Here is a 16,674-nt window from a genome sequence, read left to right on the forward strand (position 1 = left end):
CACGCCCGTCACGGCACGGCGGCCGTACCCCGCGCGGCGCGGGGTACGGCCGCCGTACGGGCGTCAGCCCTCCAGACCGTAGAGCCGGAACTGCTCCCAGGAGCCGCCGACGTCGGCGGAGCGGGCGCGCAGCACGTACTGCAGGGAGCCGGTGTAGCTGTTCTCCATGGCCACGAAGAGGCCGTTCAGCTGGGACTGGAGGGCCCAGAGGTCCAGCTCCTCGTTGTAGTACACGGTGAACCGCTCCCAGCCGCCGACCGAGGTGGAGCGGGCGCGCAGCACGTTCTGGGAGGCGCCGGTGAGGTTCTTCTCCACCGCCACGTACAGGCCGTTGGCGGTGGACCGGATGGCGTGGGACTCGGTGGTCTCGTCCCACTCGAAGGCGAGGGTCTCCCAGCCGCCGACGTCGGTGGAGCGGGCGCGCAGCACACCGGTGTGGGGTGCGGGGTAGGTCACCTCGGTGGCGACGAACCGGCCGTTGCGCTCCGACTGCATGACGATCAGCTCCTCCTCCGCGGCGGAGGTGGCGGCGGCACCGTCCGGGGAGGCGGCGAAGGGCGCCTGGCGGGCGCCCTCGCCGTCGGCCATCGCCGCCAGCTCGGCGCCGTCGAGGGCCTCCCAGCCGGCCGGCACGGCGGCGGCCGGACGGCCGTCGGCCGGGGCCGCGGCGGCGGCCGGGGCGGCCAGCACGGAGGCCGCCAGCAGGGCGCTCAGGGACAGGAGAACGGAGTTCATGCGTCGCACGGGTGTTCCTCACCTTCCACAAAGGGAGTCGCGGGGCGGCGGAGGAACGCGGCCGCCGTGCGCCGGGACGGTCCGTCCCGGCGTGCGCCGCGCCTCGCGGTACGGCCGGCCGGCGGTGTCCCCGCAGGCCGACGTGCCCCCCTCTCCCCCGCCGTGCCCCCTGGTGACCGCGGCCGGCACCCTTCCCCCGGGTGCGTCCGCGGCCGCTCCGCACTGCGCGAAGCGGCCTCAGAGTAACGACGCGCGACATCGCCGCGGCGGCCGTTCCCCGGTGGTTCGGTGAACTCCCGGAGGAATTCTCCCGGCGTGGTGGAGCCCGTCCCCCGCTGTTAACGGAGAAGGCGCCCGCCGTTCCCGAACCACTCGTTCCGGCAGGCGCTCCGGCCCCGCGTCCGCACCGGCGGCGCGGCGGGGTGCCGCCGCGTCAGCAGCTCCGCGCGACCTCGACCCGCCGCCGGGCCAGCGCCCGGCGGGTGGCGTAGAGCGTGACGCCGGCCGCCGAGACCAGGGCGCCCAGCGCGAGGGCGACCGTCGCGGACCAGCCCGCCGCGTGGTAGGCGACCGCCCCCAGCGAGGCGCCCGCCGAACTGCCCAGGTAGTACGCCATCTGGTACAGCGCGGACGCCTGGGCCCTGCCCGTCTGCGCGGTGCGGCTCACCGAGCTGGACGCCACCGCGTGCCCGGCGAAGAAGCCCGCCGTGATCAGCACCAGGCCGGCCAGGACGGCCGCCAGGCTCTCGCCCAGGCTCGCCAGCAGCCCGGTGGCGGTGGTGCCGATCGCCAGGTAGAGGGCGCCGCGCCGGCCCAGCCGCTCGACCAGGCGCCCGGCGGCGGCCGAGGAGACCGTGCCGACCAGGTAGATCACGAAGATGGAGCCGACCAGGCCCTGGGAGAGCCCGAAGGGCTCGGCCACCAGCCGGTAGCCGATCACCGTGTAGACCGCGCCGAAGACCGTCATGAAGAGCAGGCCGAGGGAGTACAGCCGCAGCAGCAGCCCGTCGGAGAGGTGGCCGCGGACGGTCCGCAGCACCGCGGTGGGCCGCATCGAGGCCGGGGTGAAGTTGCGCGCCTTCGGGATCAGCAGCCGGTAGACGACCGCGCAGACCAGCGACACCGCGGCCACCGACGCCAGACCGGCGCGCCATCCCCAGGCCTCGGCCGCCCAGCCGGTCAGGACGCGGCCGGACATCCCGCCGACGCTGTTGCCCGCCACGAACAGCCCGACGGCTCCCACCAGCGCCCGGGGGTGCAGCTCGTCCGCCAGGTACGCCATCGCCGAGGCCGGGATGCCGGCGATCGCGGCGCCCTGGAGGGCGCGCAGGGCGATCAGGACCTCGATGTTCGGCGCGAAGGGCAGCACCAGCGCCACGGCGACGGCGACCGCCAGCGAGCACGTCATCACCGTGCGCCGCCCGAAGCGCTCGGAGAGCGCCGACAGCGGCAGCACGGCCACCGCCAGACCGATGGTGGCGGCCGAGACGGTCCAGCTCGCCTGCCCCGGCGTCACGCCGAGGTCGGTGGTGAGGGCGGGCAGCAGGGGCTGGGTGGCGTACAGCAGGGTGAAGGTCGCCAGGCCCACGGCGAACAGGGCCAGGCTGATGCGGCGGGGGGACGAGGGGAAACGCTCGGGAGAGGCACCCGTGCGAGCGGGTGCCCCGGTATCGACGGAAGGCATGCTTCGAACGTACGATCAGCCATCTGATGCGTCCAATGCACAAGAGGCAGGTTTCTCATCCGCTGACGCATGAAGGCAGGTGGGAGGAGGCCGTGTCACCGTCCGGCAACAGAAAAGACATCTCGGTTACATCCGACACATCCCACGTGGCCGCCGATGTCGACCCCGGCTCCTGGGCGGTCGCGCTCACCCCCCGGCTGGCGCAGTTCGTGGCCGTCGCCCGCCATGAGCATGTCACGCGCGCCGCGCACGAGCTGGGCGTTCCGCAGTCCACGCTCAGCCGGGCGATGGTGCGCCTGGAGGAGGACCTGGGGGTCGCGCTGTTCGCCCGCAGGGGGCGGACGGTCTCCCTCACCCCGGCCGGCCGCACGTTCCTCGCCTCGGCCGAGCGGGCCCTGGCCTCGGTGGAGCAGGCCGCGGAGGCGGTGCGGGCGGACGCCGACCCGGCGGCGGGGAAGGTCGCCTTCGGATTCCTGCACACCCTGGGTTCGGAGACCGTCCCCGGCCTGATCCGCTCCTTCCGCGTCGACCACCCCAGGGTGCGGTTCTCACTGGTGCAGACGTACGGCGAGGCGATGATCGAGCGGCTGCGCGCGGGCGACCTCGACCTGTGCCTGACCTCCCCGGTGCCGGACGCCCCGGACCTGGCCGCGCGCCGGCTGGACGAGCAGCGGCTGCGGCTGGTCGTCCCCGAGGAGCATCCGCTGGCCCGCCGCCGCCGGGTCCGGCTGGTGGAGGCGGCCGACGAGGCGTTCATCACCCTGGAGCCGGGCTACGGGATGCGCCGCATCTTCGACGCCCTCTGCGCCGAGGCGGGCTTCCGGCCCCGCATCGCCTTCGAGGGCGAGGAGGCCGAGACCCTGCGCGGCCTGGTGGCCGCGGGGCTCGGGGTGGCGCTGCTGCCGCCCCCGGCGGTGCCGCGCCCGGGAGTGCGCGAGCTGGCGGTCACCCAGCCGCGCGCGGTGCGGGAGATCGGGGTGGCCTGGGTGGACGGCCGCCCGGAGACCCCGCCGGTGGCGGCGTTCCGGGCGTTCCTGCTGAGCCGGCGCGGGCGGCTGCTGGCCTAGCCGGGCCGGGGCGCGCTCAGGGGCGCAGGGAGCGCCCGAAGCCCGCCGCCAGCGGCATCCGCAGCCCCAGCGGCGGCGGGGCCGCCAGCGCGTCGGCCACCGGACGGGAGAAGTCCCGGTGGCACAGCGTCCCGGTGACGAAGTCCTCGGCCAGGGCGAGCACCTCGGAGCGGTGCTGGCGCAGCGCGTGCCCGTCGGTGTGGACCTCGAAGCGGCAGACGTCCGGGTTGATCTTCTTGGCCCGGGCGGCCAGGCGGTACGACAGGTCGGGGTCGGTGTGCTCGTCGTCCGTGCCGTGCACCAGCAGCACCCGCCGCCCCACCAGCTGCCGCACCGGCTCGGCGCCGCCGTCCTCGGCGACCGCCGGCAGCCAGGGCGCCAGCGCCAGCACGGAGGCGACGGACGGGTGGCCCGCGGCCCGCAGCGCGGCCCGGGCGCCCATGTCCCAGCCGGCCAGGCAGACCGGGACGTCGCCGTAGCGCCGCCGGACCTCCTCCAGCGCCCACTCGGCGTCCCGCACCGGATGGGCCTCGGCGCCGTTCCAGCCCCGGTAGCGGTAGTGGACGACGTGCGCCACCAGCGCCTCCCCGCGCCGCGCCGCTCCCGGGCCGCCCCGGGGGTGCCCCGCGGGCGACGCGCCCGCCCGCACCAGCCGCCGGGCCAGCGGCAGCACCGCCGCCGCGGCCCGGGAGGAGCGGCGGCGCGTGCTCCTCGGCAGCCCTCCGGGAAGCAGCAGGACCACCCCCTGCACCGCGTGGTCCTCACCGAACGTCCGCCCCAGCCGCGCGTCCCGGCGCGGCAACGCCTGCTGAGCCATGGCAGAACGATGACAGAAGCCGGGGTGTACGGGCGGTGCCGTGCGGTCACCATTGCGTATCGAAGGGCGTGGACCGTCGCCCGAGGCGGCCCGGGAGCGGTACGCGAGACGGGGACGGGGTGATATCTACGCGCGTAGGCGCTAGAGTGCGGCAATGACGAGCGAGACTGTCACCACCGTCCCCACCGCGGACCAGATCCGCCGCGCTCCCAAGGTGCTCCTGCACGACCACCTCGACGGGGGCCTCCGTCCGGCCACCGTCGCCGAACTCGCCCGCGAGTGCGGTTACGACGGCCTGCCCGAGACCGACCCCGAGGCGCTGGGCACCTGGTTCCGCGAGGCGGCCGACTCCGGCTCCCTGGAGCGCTACCTGGAGACCTTCGCCCACACCTGCGCCGTGATGCAGACCCGCGAGGCGCTGGTGAGGGTCGCCGCCGAGTGCGCGGAGGACCTGGCGGCCGACGGCGTGGTCTACGCCGAGGTGCGGTACGCCCCCGAGCAGCACCTGGAGGGCGGGCTGACCCTGGAGCAGGTGGTCGAGGCCGTCAACGAGGGCTTCCGCGAGGGCGAGCGCCGCGTCCGCGAGCGGGGCGGGCGCATCCGCGTCGGCGTCCTGCTCACCGCCATGCGGCACGCCGCGCGCTCGCTGGAGATCGCCGAACTGGCCAACCGGCACCGCGACGCGGGCGTCGTCGGCTTCGACATCGCCGGGGCGGAGGCGGGCCACCCGCCCACCCGGCACCTGGACGCCTTCGAGTACCTCAAGCGCGAGAACAACCACTTCACCATCCACGCCGGCGAGGCCTTCGGCCTGCCCTCCATCTGGCAGGCGCTCCAGTGGTGCGGCGCCGACCGGCTCGGCCACGGTGTGCGGATCATCGACGACATCCGCGTCGCCGGGGACGGCACCGTCGAACTGGGGCGGCTGGCGGCGTACGTGCGGGACAAGCGGATCCCGCTGGAGCTGTGCCCCACCTCCAACATCCAGACCGGGGCGGCGCCCTCCTACGCCGAGCACCCCATCGGCCTGCTCCGCAGGCTCCGCTTCCGGGTCACGGTCAACACCGACAACCGGCTGATGAGCGGCACCAGCATGAGCCGCGAGTTCGGGCACCTGGTGGAGACGTTCGGCTACACCCTCGACGACATGCAGTGGTTCACCGTCAATGCGATGAAGTCGGCGTTCATCCCTTTCGATGAACGTCTGGCCATGATCAATGACGTGATCAAGCCCGGCTACGCCGAACTGAAGTCCGAGTGGCTCTTCCGGGAGGCCTCCGGCAAGGGGCTGTGACCTGCGGTTCCGTCGACCGGCGGGGGAAAGGGCGGGGTGTCCGCGGACAGCTCGGCGCCGGACGCGCGGCCGCCGCGGGATGTTTGCGGGCGGTGCGGGGCCCTGGCTACGTTCGCGAGGCCGCTCAAGCCACCCACACGAGGACGTGCCAGACCATGAAGCAGCGAACGAAGAAGATGATCGGCATCGCCGTGCTCGGCGCGGCCTTCGCCGCCGTCGGCACCGGAAGCGCCGGCGCGGCCCAGCCCCTGGCGGCCGGGAAGACCGCCGGCGGCCTGCTGAAGACCCTGCCCGTCCAGGAGGCCGCCCGGACGCTGCCCGCCCCGGGCGAGCAGGCCAGGACGCTCCCCGCCGAGCAGAACGGCAAGAGCCCGTCCGCTCCCAAGAGCCCGGTCGGATCCCTGCTCGGCGGTCTGCCGCTCGGCGCGGCGGAGAAGCTGACGGCGCTCAACGCGCCGGCCGGCAACCTCACCGGCTCCCTGCCCGTCGGCGGGCTCCTGGGCTGACACCCCCGAAGCCGCCCGCCGCCCCGCGGCACCCTCGTCTCCCGCCTCCTCCCCGCCGGGGACACGAACGGGCCGCGCACCGGGGACCGATCCCGGTGCGCGGCCCGTTCGGCGCGCGGTACCCCGCCCCGCCCCGCCGCGGCCGGATCACCAGCCGCCGGCGCGGTGGGCCTTCCGCTCGTCCGGCAGCGCGGCCCACAGGACGAGGTAGAGCAGGAACTGCGGGCCCGGCAGCAGGCACGAGGCGAGGAAGACCGCCCGCACCGTGGTCGCGGAGTAGCCGAACCGGCGGGCGAGGCCGGCGCACACGCCGCCGATCATCCGGTTGTCGCTGGGACGGACAAGTGCGGCCATGGTGGGGCTCCTTCGCTCGGCGTGGCTTCCGGTGGTCCGGGTGTCCCTTCCGGATACCGCGGATCAACGACTTCAAATCCACCGTAGGAGAGCGATACGGGCAAAGCGTCGGTCTACGGTGCCATTCCGACCCTGGGAGTTCTCGGGGTCGTGCCCCGATCCGCGTCCCCGGAGCGCCGGAGCCGCCCGGACGCCTCCCCGTGCCGCGCCGCGGCGCGCAGCCGGGAGCGCACCACCGGGTAGCAGACCAGGTGCGCCACGGCCGCTCCGGTGGTGTTGAGCAGCAGCGCGTCCACGTCGGCGACCTGCCCCGGCACGGTGGGCTGCACCAGCTCGATGCCCAGCGAGATCATCGCCGCGGCGAAGACCGTGCGCGCCCACGAACCCAGCCGCGACGTCAGCCGCCCCGCCGCCATCGGCAGCAGCACCCCCAGCGGCGCCAGCAGCGCCAGGCCCCCGCCGATGCCCTCCAGCGCCGCCCGGGGCCCGCCCGCCAGATCGGCGTGGATGGAGGCGAACGGCCGCAGGTTCGCCGGGGCGACCCACGGCACGGACAGGGGACGCAGCGTCAGCCATCCGACGAGGAGCAGATGGCAGCACAGGAGTACGAGCCCCGCCGTACGGATGCGGTGGACGGCCGAGCCGCCGCGGTGATGACGCTGCACGGCGTCGGAGACGCACGCGGAACGGGCGGCGGTTCCGCCCGTTCCCGCCCGCCCCCGCGGGCCTCCCTCACGGCAGCGGGACGCCCGCCGTCCTCGCTGCCTCCGGACTGCCGCGCAGCTCGGAGGTGCACGAGTAGGCCAGCGGCCGGCCGTCCCCGCCCTCCGGGCCGGCGAGCACCACCGACGCCTGCTGCCCGGCGGCGGCCGTGCCCGCGAACGTGCACGCGATCTGGGCCAGCGCGAAGGGCGGCAGCCCGCCCGGGTCCCTGTTCAGCCGCAGCACCTCCGCCGGGTCGCCGGCGCCGGGGCCGGCCACCTCCAGCCCCTTGGGGACGGAGGTGCTGAAGCCCGCGTCCCGCTCGGTGCGCGAGGGGGTCCGCCGGAGCTCGTCCAGCAGCGCGCGGGCCGTCGCCAGCCGCACCCGCGCGCCCGTCCCGCTGCCGTCCACGGGCACGGAGCGCTCCACGGAGGCCAGCCCGCCGCCGCAGACCAGGTAGACGTCCGCCTGCACGGTCCCGTCACCCGGGTGCGGCTCCCCCTCGGCACCGGGCGCCGAGCACGGCACCCGGGAGGGCGCCTCGCCGGCGTCCACCGGCACGGGGGTGGAGCGTATGCCGCAGCCGCCGAGCACGAGCACCGCCAGGGCGGCGGCCGTGGCGGCGCGGGGGACGCGGGCGCCGCGGTGCACTGCCGTCATCGGCCCGCCTCCCCGTCGTCGGCGCCGCCGTCCGGGCCGGTGCGGCCGCTCCCGCCGTCCGCGTCGCCGCCGTCCCCTTCCGGTGCCGGACGCCCGGCGTCGCGCGGCAGCCGCAGCGTGAACACCGCGCCGCCCCCGGGGGCGTTCTCCGCGGTGATCCCGCCCCCGTGGATGTGGGCGTTCTCCTGCGCGATCGAGAGCCCGAGCCCGCTGCCCTCCGAGCGGGGCCGGGACGCGCTCGCCTTGTAGAAGCGGTCGAAGACGTGCGGCAGCACCTCCTCGGGGATGCCCGGCCCGTTGTCCGCCACCCGCACCACCAGCTCCTCCTCGCCCGCCGCGGACGTGCCGGTGCGCACCGACACCCGGACCGGCGAGCCGCCGTGCTTGAGCGCGTTGCCGATCAGGTTGGCCAGGATCACGTCCAGCCGGCGCGGGTCCAGCCGCGCCATGACGCCGCGGTCGGCGTCCAGCTCCACCGCGTCCAGCCAGGCGCGCGCGTCGATGCAGGCCGTCACCTGGTCCGCCACGTCGACGTCGTCCAGCACCAGCCGGGCCGTGCCCGCGTCGAAGCGGGTGACCTCCATCAGGTTCTCCACCAGGTCGTTCAGCCGCCGGGTCTCGCTGACGACCAGCTTGACCGCGGGCGCGATCATGGGGTCGAGCGAGTCGGCCTCCTCCTCCAGCACCTCCGTCACCGCGGTGATCGCGGTCATCGGGGTGCGCAGCTCGTGGGACATGTCCGCCACGAAGCGGCGGCTGGACTCCTCGCGGGCGCTCAGCTCGGCGACCCGCTTCTCCAGCGCCGCGGCGGCGTCGTTGAACGTCCTGGACAGCTCGGCCAGTTCGTCGGTGCCCGACACCCGCAGCCGGGTGTCCAGCTTCCCCTCGCCCAGCCGCCGCGCCGCGTCCCCCAGCCGCTGCACGGGCCGCAGCACCGTCGTGGCGGCGGCCTGCGCCAGCAGGGCGGAGCCGATCAGCGCCAGCGCGGTGGCGATCGCCAGCGACCAGGCCAGGGAGTTGAGGTCGTCGCGCTCGGGCGCCAGCGACTTGAACATGTAGCCCGTCGGGCCCCCGCCGATCACCTTCGCGCCGCTCACCAGGTACGGCTCGCCCTCCAGCGTGATCCGCTGCCAGTACATGTGGTACTCGGCCTTGTTGGGGCCCTTCAGCGGGCGCTTCCTGGCCACCGCGGCGCGCAGCGCGTCGGGCACGTCGCCCAGCGAGAACTCCGGGTCGGACGAGGCCGTGCACACCGATCCGTCGCGCTGGCCGGCGGTCAGCACCACCTCGTAGCGCTGGGTGCTGCCCGCCATGGTGTCGGCCGCGCCCTGCACCGCGTCGCAGGCGGGCGTGCGCGGCAGCGCGCCGGCGTTCTCGCCCAGCGACTCGCGGAAGTCGTTGAGCGCGGCGTTCTGCGCCCGGGTGAGGACGGCGTCGCGGTTGATCCAGTACGCGATGCCGGAGACGGCCACCGCGGAGACCAGCGCGACCAGCGCGAAGACCACCACCAGCCGCAGCCGCAGACTCGACAGCCGCAGCGCCCCGGCGAACCTGGCGGGCGCCTCGCGCTCCCCGCGCGGCTCGTCCGCGGGCGCCTCCTCCGCGCCGGCCGCGCGCTCCTGCGGCGGTGCGTCCGCCCCGCGCTCCCGCTGCGCGCCGCCGTTCACCGTGCCTCCCCGTGCGTCCCGCCGCGCGCGGCCGCCGATGCCGCGGGTATCGCCGCCGGGCGCTCCCCGGCGTTCCTCGCCGCCCGCCTCACGCGGGCGGGTCCAGCCGGTAGCCGACGCCCCGCACCGTGCGGATCAGCGTCGGGGAGGACGGGACGTCCTCGACCTTCGCGCGCAGCCGCTGCACGCACGCGTCGACCAGGCGGGAGTCGCCCAGGTAGTCGTGCTCCCACACCAGCCGCAGCAGCTGCTGCCGCGACAGCGCCTGACCGGGGCGGCGGCTCAGCTCCAGCAGCAGCCGCAGCTCCGTCGGGGTCAGCTGGAGGTCCCGGCCGTTCTTGGTCACCGTCATCGCCGAGCGGTCGATGACCAGGGCCCCGAACGTCGCCGAGTCGTTGGCCTCCCGCTCGCCGCGCCGCATCACCGCGCGGATGCGGGCGTCCAGCACCCTGCCCTGCACCGGCTTGACCACGTAGTCGTCCGCCCCCGACTCCAGGCCGACCACGACGTCGATGTCGTCGCTGCGCGCGGTCAGCAGGATGATCGGCAGCTGGTCCGTGCGCCGGATGCGGCGGCAGACCTCGAAACCGTCGATGCCGGGCAGCATGACGTCCAGCACGATCAGGTCCGGCCGCTGCTCGCGCAGCATCCTGAGGCCGTCCTCGCCCGAGGCGGCCGTCGCCACGCGGTGGCCCTGCCGGGTCAGGCCCATCTCCAGGGCGGTGCGGACGGCTTCGTCGTCCTCGATCAGCAACAGGAAAGGCACGGGCGCCATTCTGGCCCATCGCGCGGCCGGACTTCGACCTGCCGGTGCGGGCCGGGGCCGCGGGGGCGGTCACGCGCGCTCCCGCCCCTGTGACACCCCTGTGACAGTCGGGGGATCCCGCCATGAAACTGCCCCGGCAAGGTATTCGGCACGAGCAAGCGCACGGGCCGGCTCCAGAGGGGGGCGCGAGATGAACACACTGCACCGCACCATCACCAGCGCAGTTATCCACACGCGCCCGCACGCCCCTGCGGTTCCCGACCGGGGCCCCGCGGAGAAGCAGGGGGGAGCGTGCGTCCGGGGCGGCGGGCGCAGGCGGCCGGTGCACATCGCGGCCGTGGAGGAGCCGGCCCGCGGGAGCGGCCCGGCGGGGGAGGCGGTGTACGGGGAGGCGCCGGGGGAGCGGCGCCAGGGGGTGTCGGAGGCGGAGTTCACCGCCTACGTGCGGGAGCGCCGCGCCTCCCTGTACGCCACCGCCTACCACCTCACCGGCGACCGCCACGAGGCCGAGGACCTGCTGCAGAGCGCGCTGTTCTCCACCTACCGCGCCTGGGAGCGGATCAGCGACAAGGCGGCCGTCGGCGGGTACCTGCGCCGCACCATGACCAACCTGCACATCAGCGCCTGGCGCCGCCGCAAGCTCAACGAGTACCCGACCGAGGAGCTGCCGGAGTCGGCGGGCGAGAGCGACGCGATGCGCGGCACCGAGCTGCGCGCCGTGCTGTGGCAGGCGCTGGCCCGGCTGCCCGAACTCCAGCGCACCATGCTGGTCCTGCGCTACTACGAGGGCCGCACCGACCCGGAGATCGCGGACATCCTGAACATCAGCGTCGGCACGGTCAAGAGCAGCATCTGGCGCTCCCTGCGCCGGCTGCGCGACGACGAGTCGCTCAGCTTCGGCCGCGACCTGGAGGAGAGCTTCGGGGAACTGGTCGCCTGACGGGCGGCCGTCCCCGGGGACGGGGGGACCCGCGCGGGACGTGGGTGAAGCGGGGGAGGAACCCGAGGGGGAACCGGGAGAACGGGGGGACGGGGGAACACGGGGGAGGAGGAGCGGGTCCGGTCGGCCGGGGGGTCCGACCGGACCCGCTCCTCACGCGTGCACGGCCGACGGGGTGCGGAGGGCCGCGATCCGCTCCCGTGCCTCGTCGCGGCCGCAGGCGTGGGCGCCCAGGGAGACGTGGCGGGCGACGATCGCGCCCTCCGCGCGCATCAGGGTCCAGCCGCGGCGCACCAGGACGGGCAGCGACTTGCGTCCCTCGCGCACGTCGCGGACCAGCCGCCGCCGGAAGGTGGTGAAGGGGCGGCCGCGCAGGCACAGCGCGTCGGCCAGCAGCCCGGCCTCCCGGCAGTGGGCGACGATCTCGGCGGCGAAGATGCCCTCGGCGACGAACAGGCGCGCGCCGTCCAGCACCAGCTCCTCCACGCCGGCGCGCGCGCTGGCGGAGATGTCGTACACCGGCACGGTGGCGCGGCCGTGCTCGCACAGGGCGGCGATCGCGGCGACGGCCGCCCCGGCGTCCCAGGAGGCGGGGTCGTCCCAGTCCACCAGGCCGCTGCCGGGGAGCAGGGGCAGGGACGGGTCCCCCGCCTCCTTGTAGAAGTCGTCCAGACGCAGCACGGGCAGCCCGGTGCGGGCGGCGAGCGAGGACTTCCCCGAACCGGAGGGTCCGGTCAGGAGTATCACGCGGGCGGGATCGGGAGAGGTCACGGGAGACCATTGTCCGCCATCCGCGGCCGGTCCGGTGCACGTGTGCGCGGAACGCCGGGCTCGTATACGCTGCGTCACCGTACGAACACGCACATCGACTTCCCTTGGTAGGTGTCCCATGACCGCTCAGCGCCGTCGGCACGCACGGGAGAGGCAAACGCGCACGGGGCGGGCCGGCGTCCCGCGCGCCCTGCTGCAGGTCGGGTTGACGTTCTCGGCCGTCGGGGCCGCGGTGACCGGAGGGGCGACGGCGGCCGCCGCGGCGGAGTCCGCGGCACCGGGCCCGGCCGCCCCGCTCTCGCCGCAGTCGGTCCAGCCGGGCGTGGACGGCGCGGTCGCGGCGCTGGGGGCGGCGGACGTCGCGACGGCCGGGGCGCTGCGCCCGGCGAAGGACCAGCGGCTGCATCCGCTGGCCGGCACGCCGGTGGACCCGCTGGACAACTCCGTGGGCACTCGGGTCGCCGACTTCCGCCCGGTGGGCACCGGTGCGGTCACGGGGCTGTTCTCCGGCGGCGGCTCGCTGCGCGAACTGCCCGTGGCGGGAGGGGTGCTGGGGGCGCTGCCGGGCTGAGCCGGGCGCGCGTCCGCCGCGGCTCCCGGCGGCGGGGCCGCCGGGAGCCGCGGGCGGGGGCGTCAGACGCCGATGGGGTGCCAGACGGTCTTGGTCTCCAGGAAGGCCAGCATCCGCCGGGTGCCGGGGTCGGCGGACCAGTCGGAGGTCGCGTCCGCCGGGCGGAGCACCCGCTTGAGGTTCTCCGCGGCGGCCGTCTCCAGTTCCTTCGCCAGCTCCGGGTCCGCGCCCGCCAGGTCGATCGCGTTGACGTCCTGGTGGGCGGCGAGCGGCGCGGCGATCTCCGCCGTCCGTCCGGAGAGGATGTTGACCACGCCGCCGGGCAGGTCGGAGGTGGCCAGCACCTCGGCCAGCGACAGGGCGGGCAGGGGGGCGCGCTCGGCGGCGACGGCGACGGCCGTGTTGCCGGTGACGATCACCGGGGCGAGCACCGAGACCAGGCCGAGGAAGGACGATTCCTGCGGGGCCAGCACGGCCACCACGCCGGTCGGCTCGGGGGTGGAGAGGTTGAAGTAGGGACCGGCGACGGGGTTGGCGCCGCCCGCCACCTGGGCGACCTTGTCGGACCAGCCCGCGTACCACACCCAGCGGTCGACCGCGGCGTCCACCTGGGCGGCGGCCTTCGCCCTCGACAGGCCCTCGGCGGCGGCCACCTCGGCGGCGAACTGGTCGCGGCGGCCCTCCAGCATCTCGGCGATCCGGTAGAGGATCTGGCCGCGGTTGTAGGCCGTCGCGCCCGACCAGGCGCCGAACGCCCTGCGGGCGGCGACGACGGCGTCCCGGGCGTCCTTGCGGGAGGCCAGCGGGGCGTTGGCGAGCCGGTTGCCGCGTGTGTCGGTCACCTCGTACACCCGTCCGCTCTCGGACCGGGGGAACTTCCCCCCGACGAACAGCTTGTAGGTCTTGGGAACGCCCAGCCGCGGCCGAGCGGTGCTGTCAGACATCGAGGTACGCCTCCAGACCGTGACGGCCGCCCTCGCGGCCGAAGCCCGACTCCTTGTAACCGCCGAACGGCGAGGTCGGGTCGAACTTGTTGAACGTGTTGGCCCACACCACGCCGGCCCGGAGCCTGCTCGCCATCGCCAGGATGCGCGACCCCTTCTCCGTCCACACGCCCGCCGACAGGCCGTACTGCGAGTTGTTGGCCTTGGCCACGGCCTCGTCGGGGGTGCGGAAGGTCAGCACCGACAGCACGGGGCCGAAGATCTCCTCGCGGGCGATCCGGTGGGCCTGGGTGACGCCGGTGAAGACGGTCGGGGCGAACCAGTACCCCCGCTCGGGCAGGTCGCACGGCGCCGACCAGCGCTCGGCTCCCTCGGCCTCGCCGCTGTCGGCCAGTTCGGTGATGCGGGCGAGCTGCTCGGCGGAGTTGACGGCCCCCACGTCGGTGTTCTTGTCCAGCGGGTCGCCGACCCGCAGGGTGGCCAGGCGGCGCTTGAGGGCGTCCAGCACCTCGTCCTGCACCGACTCCTGGACCAGCAGCCGGGAGCCCGCGCAGCAGACCTGGCCCTGGTTGAAGTAGATGCCGTTCACGATGCCCTCGACGGCCTGGTCGATCGGCGCGTCCTCGAAGACGATGTTGGCGCCCTTGCCGCCCAGCTCCAGGGTGAGCTTCTTGGCCGTGCCGGCGACCGTCCGGGCGATCTGCCGGCCGACCGCCGTGGAGCCGGTGAAGGCGACCTTGTCGATGCCGTCGTGGGCCACCAGCGCGGCACCGGTGGAGCCGTCGCCGGTGAGGATGTTGACGACGCCCGCGGGCAGCCCGGCCTGGCGGCAGACGTCCGCGAAGAACAGCGCCGACAGCGGGGTCGTCTCGGCGGGCTTGAGGACCACGGTGTTGCCGCAGGCCAGGGCCGGGGCGACCTTCCAGGCCAGCATCAGCAGCGGGAAGTTCCACGGGATGACCTGGCCGGCCACGCCCAGCGGGCGCGGGTCCGGGCCGAAGCCGGCGTGGGCGAGCTTGTCGGCCCAGCCCGCGTAGTAGAAGAAGTGCGCGGCGACCAGCGGCAGGTCGGTGTCGCGGGTCTCGCGGATCGGCTTGCCGTTGTCCAGGGTCTCCAGGACGGCCAGCTCGCGCGAGCGCTCCTGGATGATCCGGGCGATCCGGAACAGGTACTTGGCGCGCTCGGCGCCGGGCAGCGCCGACCAGGGGCCGAAGGCGCGGCGGGCGGCGGCCACGGCGGCGTCCACGTCCTCGGCGCCGGCGTGGGCGACCTCGGCCAGGACCTCCTCGGTGGAGGGCGAGACCGTCTTGAAGACCCGGCCGTCGGCGGCCTCGCGGAACTCGCCGTCGACGAAGAGGCCGTAGGAGGGCGCGATGTCCACCACCGCGCGGGACTCGGGAGCGGGCGCGTACTCGAACATGGGGCTCATCTCGATCAGTCCACCGTCACGTAGTCGGGCCCGGAGTAGCGCCCGGTGGTCAGCTTCTGGCGCTGCATCAGCAGGTCGTTCAGGAGACTGGAGGCGCCGAAGCGGAACCAGTCGGGGTGCAGCCAGTCGTCGCCCAGGACCTCGTTCACCATCACCAGGTACCGGATCGCGTCCTTGGTGGTGCGGATGCCGCCCGCGGGCTTGACGCCGACCTGCGTGCCGGTGGCGGCGCGGAAGTCGCGCACGGCCTCCAGCATCACCAGGGTGTTCGCCGGGGTGGCGTTGACCGCGACCTTGCCGGTGGAGGTCTTGATGACGTCGGCCCCGGCGAGCATCGCCAGCCAGGAGGCGCGGCGGATGTTGTCGTACGTGGACAGCTCGCCGTTCTCGAAGATCACCTTCAGGTGCGCGTCCTCGCCGCCGGTGCGGGCGCACGCCTCCTTCACGGCCCTGATCTCCTCGAAGACCTGCAGGTAGCGGCCGGAGAGGAAGGCGCCCCGGTCGATCACCATGTCGATCTCGTCGGCGCCGGCCAGCACCGCGTCGCGGGTGTCCGCCAGCTTCACGTCCAGCGCGGCGCGGCCGGAGGGGAAGGCGGTGGCGACGGAGGCGACCTTGACGTCCCGGCCGCCGGCGGCGGCCAGGGCCTCCTTGGCGGTGGCCACCATGTCCGGGTAGACGCAGATCGCGGCGACCTTCGGCACGGAGCGGTCGGTGGGGTCGGGGCGGACGCCCTTGGCGCACAGGGCCCGGACCTTGCCCGGGGTGTCGGCGCCCTCCAGGGTCGTCAGGTCGATCATGGAGATGGCCAGGTCGATGGCGTACGCCTTCGCCGTGGTCTTGATCGAGCGGGTGCCGAGCTGTGCCGCACGGGCTTCGAGGCCGACCGCGTCGACCCCGGGCAGGCCGTGCAGGAAGCGGCGCAGCGCGGCGTCGGACGCGGTGACGTCCGCCGGCGCGGGGGGCGATGCGGCGGGCGTGGTGGGAGACGTGGCAGGCATGGTCACCAGAGGAGCATATCTACGCGCGTAGCAACCTGTCATCCCCTCCCCCGCGACCGGTAGGCCGGATTCCGGTTCCGTATCGGCCCCGGCCGGCGGGCTGCGGAGGAGGGGGGATCGGGCAGAATCGGGGTCATGAGCGAGCAGCCCGGTTACGCCGACCACGTCTACCGATCCGGATCGGCGCTGGTGGGAGGCGCCCTGCTGCTGGCACTCGTGGTGCTGCTGTGCGGCGACGGGATCGTCAACGGGGAAGGCCGCGTCCGCTGGCTCTCGGCGGCCGGGCTCCTGTTCCTCGCCCCGCTGATCACTGCCTTCTCCCTGCGGCCCGCCGTGTACGCGGGACGGGAGCGGCTGCGGGTGCGCAACCCGTTCCGCACCATCACGCTGCCCTGGGCCGCCGTCGACGACGTGCGGGCCGGGTACTCCACCGAGGTCTTCGCGGACGGCCGCAAGTACCAGATGTGGGCGATCCCCGTCTCGCTGCGCCAGCGCAAGAAGGCGCTGCGCCAGAGCGGGGGCGGCCGGGCCCCGCTCGTCCCGCCCCGGCCCGGCGCCGCCCCGGTGCCCGGCGGCCGGGGCGGCGACTCCCGGCCGCAGGCCGACCAGGCGGTGGAGGAGATCCTGGAGCTGTCCGGGCGCCACTCCGCCGACGAGGCGGCGCAGGGCGCGCCGAGCGTGCGCTGGGCCTACGAGATCCTCGTCCCGGCGGCGGCCGGCGGGGCGGCCCTGCTGCTCCTGACCGTCCTGGGCTGACGCGCCCCCG

The 16,674-nt window shown here is 75.0% G+C and carries 18 protein-coding genes; 6 read left to right on the plus strand and 12 right to left on the minus strand.

The features are described 5' to 3' along the window. Positions 1–63: 63 nt before the first annotated feature. Both ACFSJS_RS12690 and ACFSJS_RS12695 read right to left on the minus strand, forming a co-directional pair. The gene (locus ACFSJS_RS12690; RefSeq protein ID WP_380899523.1) at positions 64–735 is read right to left on the minus strand and encodes a fascin domain-containing protein; all 672 of its coding nucleotides are present in this window, start codon (positions 733–735) and stop codon (positions 64–66) included. Between the two features lie 433 nt (positions 736–1,168). After that, positions 1,169–2,419, minus strand: coding sequence for an MFS transporter (locus ACFSJS_RS12695; protein WP_380899525.1), 1,251 nt, complete (start codon positions 2,417–2,419; stop codon positions 1,169–1,171). A 35-nt stretch (positions 2,420–2,454) separates the two neighbouring features. On the opposite strand from ACFSJS_RS12695, the gene ACFSJS_RS12700 reads away from it, so the two are divergent. Then, the gene (locus tag ACFSJS_RS12700; protein WP_380899527.1) at positions 2,455–3,486 is read left to right on the plus strand and encodes a LysR family transcriptional regulator; all 1,032 of its coding nucleotides are present in this window, start codon (positions 2,455–2,457) and stop codon (positions 3,484–3,486) included. A 16-nt stretch (positions 3,487–3,502) separates the two neighbouring features. On the opposite strand, the gene ACFSJS_RS12705 is transcribed toward ACFSJS_RS12700, so the two are convergent. After that, positions 3,503–4,303, minus strand: coding sequence for an alpha/beta hydrolase (locus tag ACFSJS_RS12705; protein ID WP_380899529.1), 801 nt, complete (start codon positions 4,301–4,303; stop codon positions 3,503–3,505). A gap of 154 nt (positions 4,304–4,457) precedes the next feature. Here ACFSJS_RS12705 and ACFSJS_RS12710 point away from each other — a divergent pair, with 154 nt between their 5' ends. Together ACFSJS_RS12710 and ACFSJS_RS12715 are read left to right on the plus strand one after the other, a co-directional pair. Beyond that, positions 4,458–5,597 (plus strand): adenosine deaminase, encoded by a 1,140-nt coding sequence (locus ACFSJS_RS12710; protein WP_380899531.1) that lies wholly within the window; start codon positions 4,458–4,460, stop codon positions 5,595–5,597. 155 nt (positions 5,598–5,752) lie between these two features. Continuing rightward, positions 5,753–6,103, plus strand: coding sequence for an ATP-binding protein (locus ACFSJS_RS12715; RefSeq protein WP_380899533.1), 351 nt, complete (start codon positions 5,753–5,755; stop codon positions 6,101–6,103). Positions 6,104–6,250: 147 nt separating this feature from the next. On the opposite strand, the gene ACFSJS_RS12720 is transcribed toward ACFSJS_RS12715, so the two are convergent. The 5 genes from ACFSJS_RS12720 to ACFSJS_RS12740 all read right to left on the minus strand — a co-directional run bounded on the left by ACFSJS_RS12720 (position 6,251) and on the right by ACFSJS_RS12740 (position 10,252). Then, positions 6,251–6,457 carry a PspC domain-containing protein gene (locus ACFSJS_RS12720; protein ID WP_380899535.1) on the minus strand — a complete coding sequence of 69 codons (207 nt, stop codon included), beginning with the start codon at positions 6,455–6,457 and terminating at the stop codon, positions 6,251–6,253. Positions 6,458–6,570: 113 nt separating this feature from the next. Continuing rightward, complete coding sequence (locus ACFSJS_RS12725) at positions 6,571–7,122, minus strand: VanZ family protein (protein WP_380899536.1); 552 nt, start codon at positions 7,120–7,122, stop codon at positions 6,571–6,573. Between the two features lie 67 nt (positions 7,123–7,189). Then, on the minus strand, positions 7,190–7,819 hold the full coding sequence (locus ACFSJS_RS12730) for a hypothetical protein (protein WP_380899538.1): 630 nt from the start codon (positions 7,817–7,819) through the stop codon (positions 7,190–7,192). Next, on the minus strand, positions 7,816–9,357 hold the full coding sequence (locus ACFSJS_RS12735; protein WP_380899686.1) for an ATP-binding protein: 1,542 nt from the start codon (positions 9,355–9,357) through the stop codon (positions 7,816–7,818). Before ACFSJS_RS12735 ends, ACFSJS_RS12730 begins: the two co-directional genes overlap by 4 nt. A gap of 217 nt (positions 9,358–9,574) precedes the next feature. Next, on the minus strand, positions 9,575–10,252 hold the full coding sequence (locus ACFSJS_RS12740; protein ID WP_380899540.1) for a response regulator: 678 nt from the start codon (positions 10,250–10,252) through the stop codon (positions 9,575–9,577). 190 nt (positions 10,253–10,442) lie between these two features. Between ACFSJS_RS12740 and ACFSJS_RS12745 the strand changes: the two genes are divergently transcribed. Then, positions 10,443–11,192: a SigE family RNA polymerase sigma factor gene (locus ACFSJS_RS12745; RefSeq protein ID WP_380899542.1), complete on the plus strand. Its 750-nt coding sequence runs from the start codon at positions 10,443–10,445 to the stop codon at positions 11,190–11,192. Between the two features lie 153 nt (positions 11,193–11,345). On the opposite strand, the gene ACFSJS_RS12750 is transcribed toward ACFSJS_RS12745, so the two are convergent. Then, positions 11,346–11,963 carry a uridine kinase family protein gene (locus ACFSJS_RS12750; protein WP_380899544.1) on the minus strand — a complete coding sequence of 206 codons (618 nt, stop codon included), beginning with the start codon at positions 11,961–11,963 and terminating at the stop codon, positions 11,346–11,348. Between the two features lie 118 nt (positions 11,964–12,081). On the opposite strand from ACFSJS_RS12750, the gene ACFSJS_RS12755 reads away from it, so the two are divergent. Continuing rightward, complete coding sequence (locus ACFSJS_RS12755) at positions 12,082–12,534, plus strand: hypothetical protein (RefSeq protein ID WP_380899546.1); 453 nt, start codon at positions 12,082–12,084, stop codon at positions 12,532–12,534. Positions 12,535–12,596: 62 nt separating this feature from the next. Here ACFSJS_RS12755 and ACFSJS_RS12760 read toward each other — a convergent pair whose 3' ends face one another. From ACFSJS_RS12760 to deoC, 3 genes are read right to left on the minus strand one after another with little or no spacing between them, the layout of a single operon-like run. Further along, positions 12,597–13,478: an aldehyde dehydrogenase family protein gene (locus ACFSJS_RS12760; RefSeq protein WP_380899548.1), complete on the minus strand. Its 882-nt coding sequence runs from the start codon at positions 13,476–13,478 to the stop codon at positions 12,597–12,599. Then, complete coding sequence (locus tag ACFSJS_RS12765; RefSeq protein ID WP_380899550.1) at positions 13,471–14,907, minus strand: aldehyde dehydrogenase family protein; 1,437 nt, start codon at positions 14,905–14,907, stop codon at positions 13,471–13,473. The genes ACFSJS_RS12760 and ACFSJS_RS12765 overlap by 8 nt, the downstream gene beginning before the upstream one ends. Before the next feature lie 5 nt (positions 14,908–14,912). Then, a complete protein-coding gene (gene deoC, locus ACFSJS_RS12770) occupies positions 14,913–15,908 on the minus strand; it encodes a deoxyribose-phosphate aldolase (protein WP_380899687.1) in 996 nt (331 codons plus the stop codon). Between the two features lie 135 nt (positions 15,909–16,043). On the opposite strand from deoC, the gene ACFSJS_RS12775 reads away from it, so the two are divergent. Beyond that, a complete protein-coding gene (locus ACFSJS_RS12775; protein WP_380899552.1) occupies positions 16,044–16,664 on the plus strand; it encodes a PH domain-containing protein in 621 nt (206 codons plus the stop codon). Positions 16,665–16,674 lie beyond the last annotated feature (10 nt).

The organism is Streptomyces desertarenae (genome assembly GCF_042681365.1).
GTDB lineage: Bacteria > Actinomycetota > Actinomycetes > Streptomycetales > Streptomycetaceae > Streptomyces > Streptomyces desertarenae.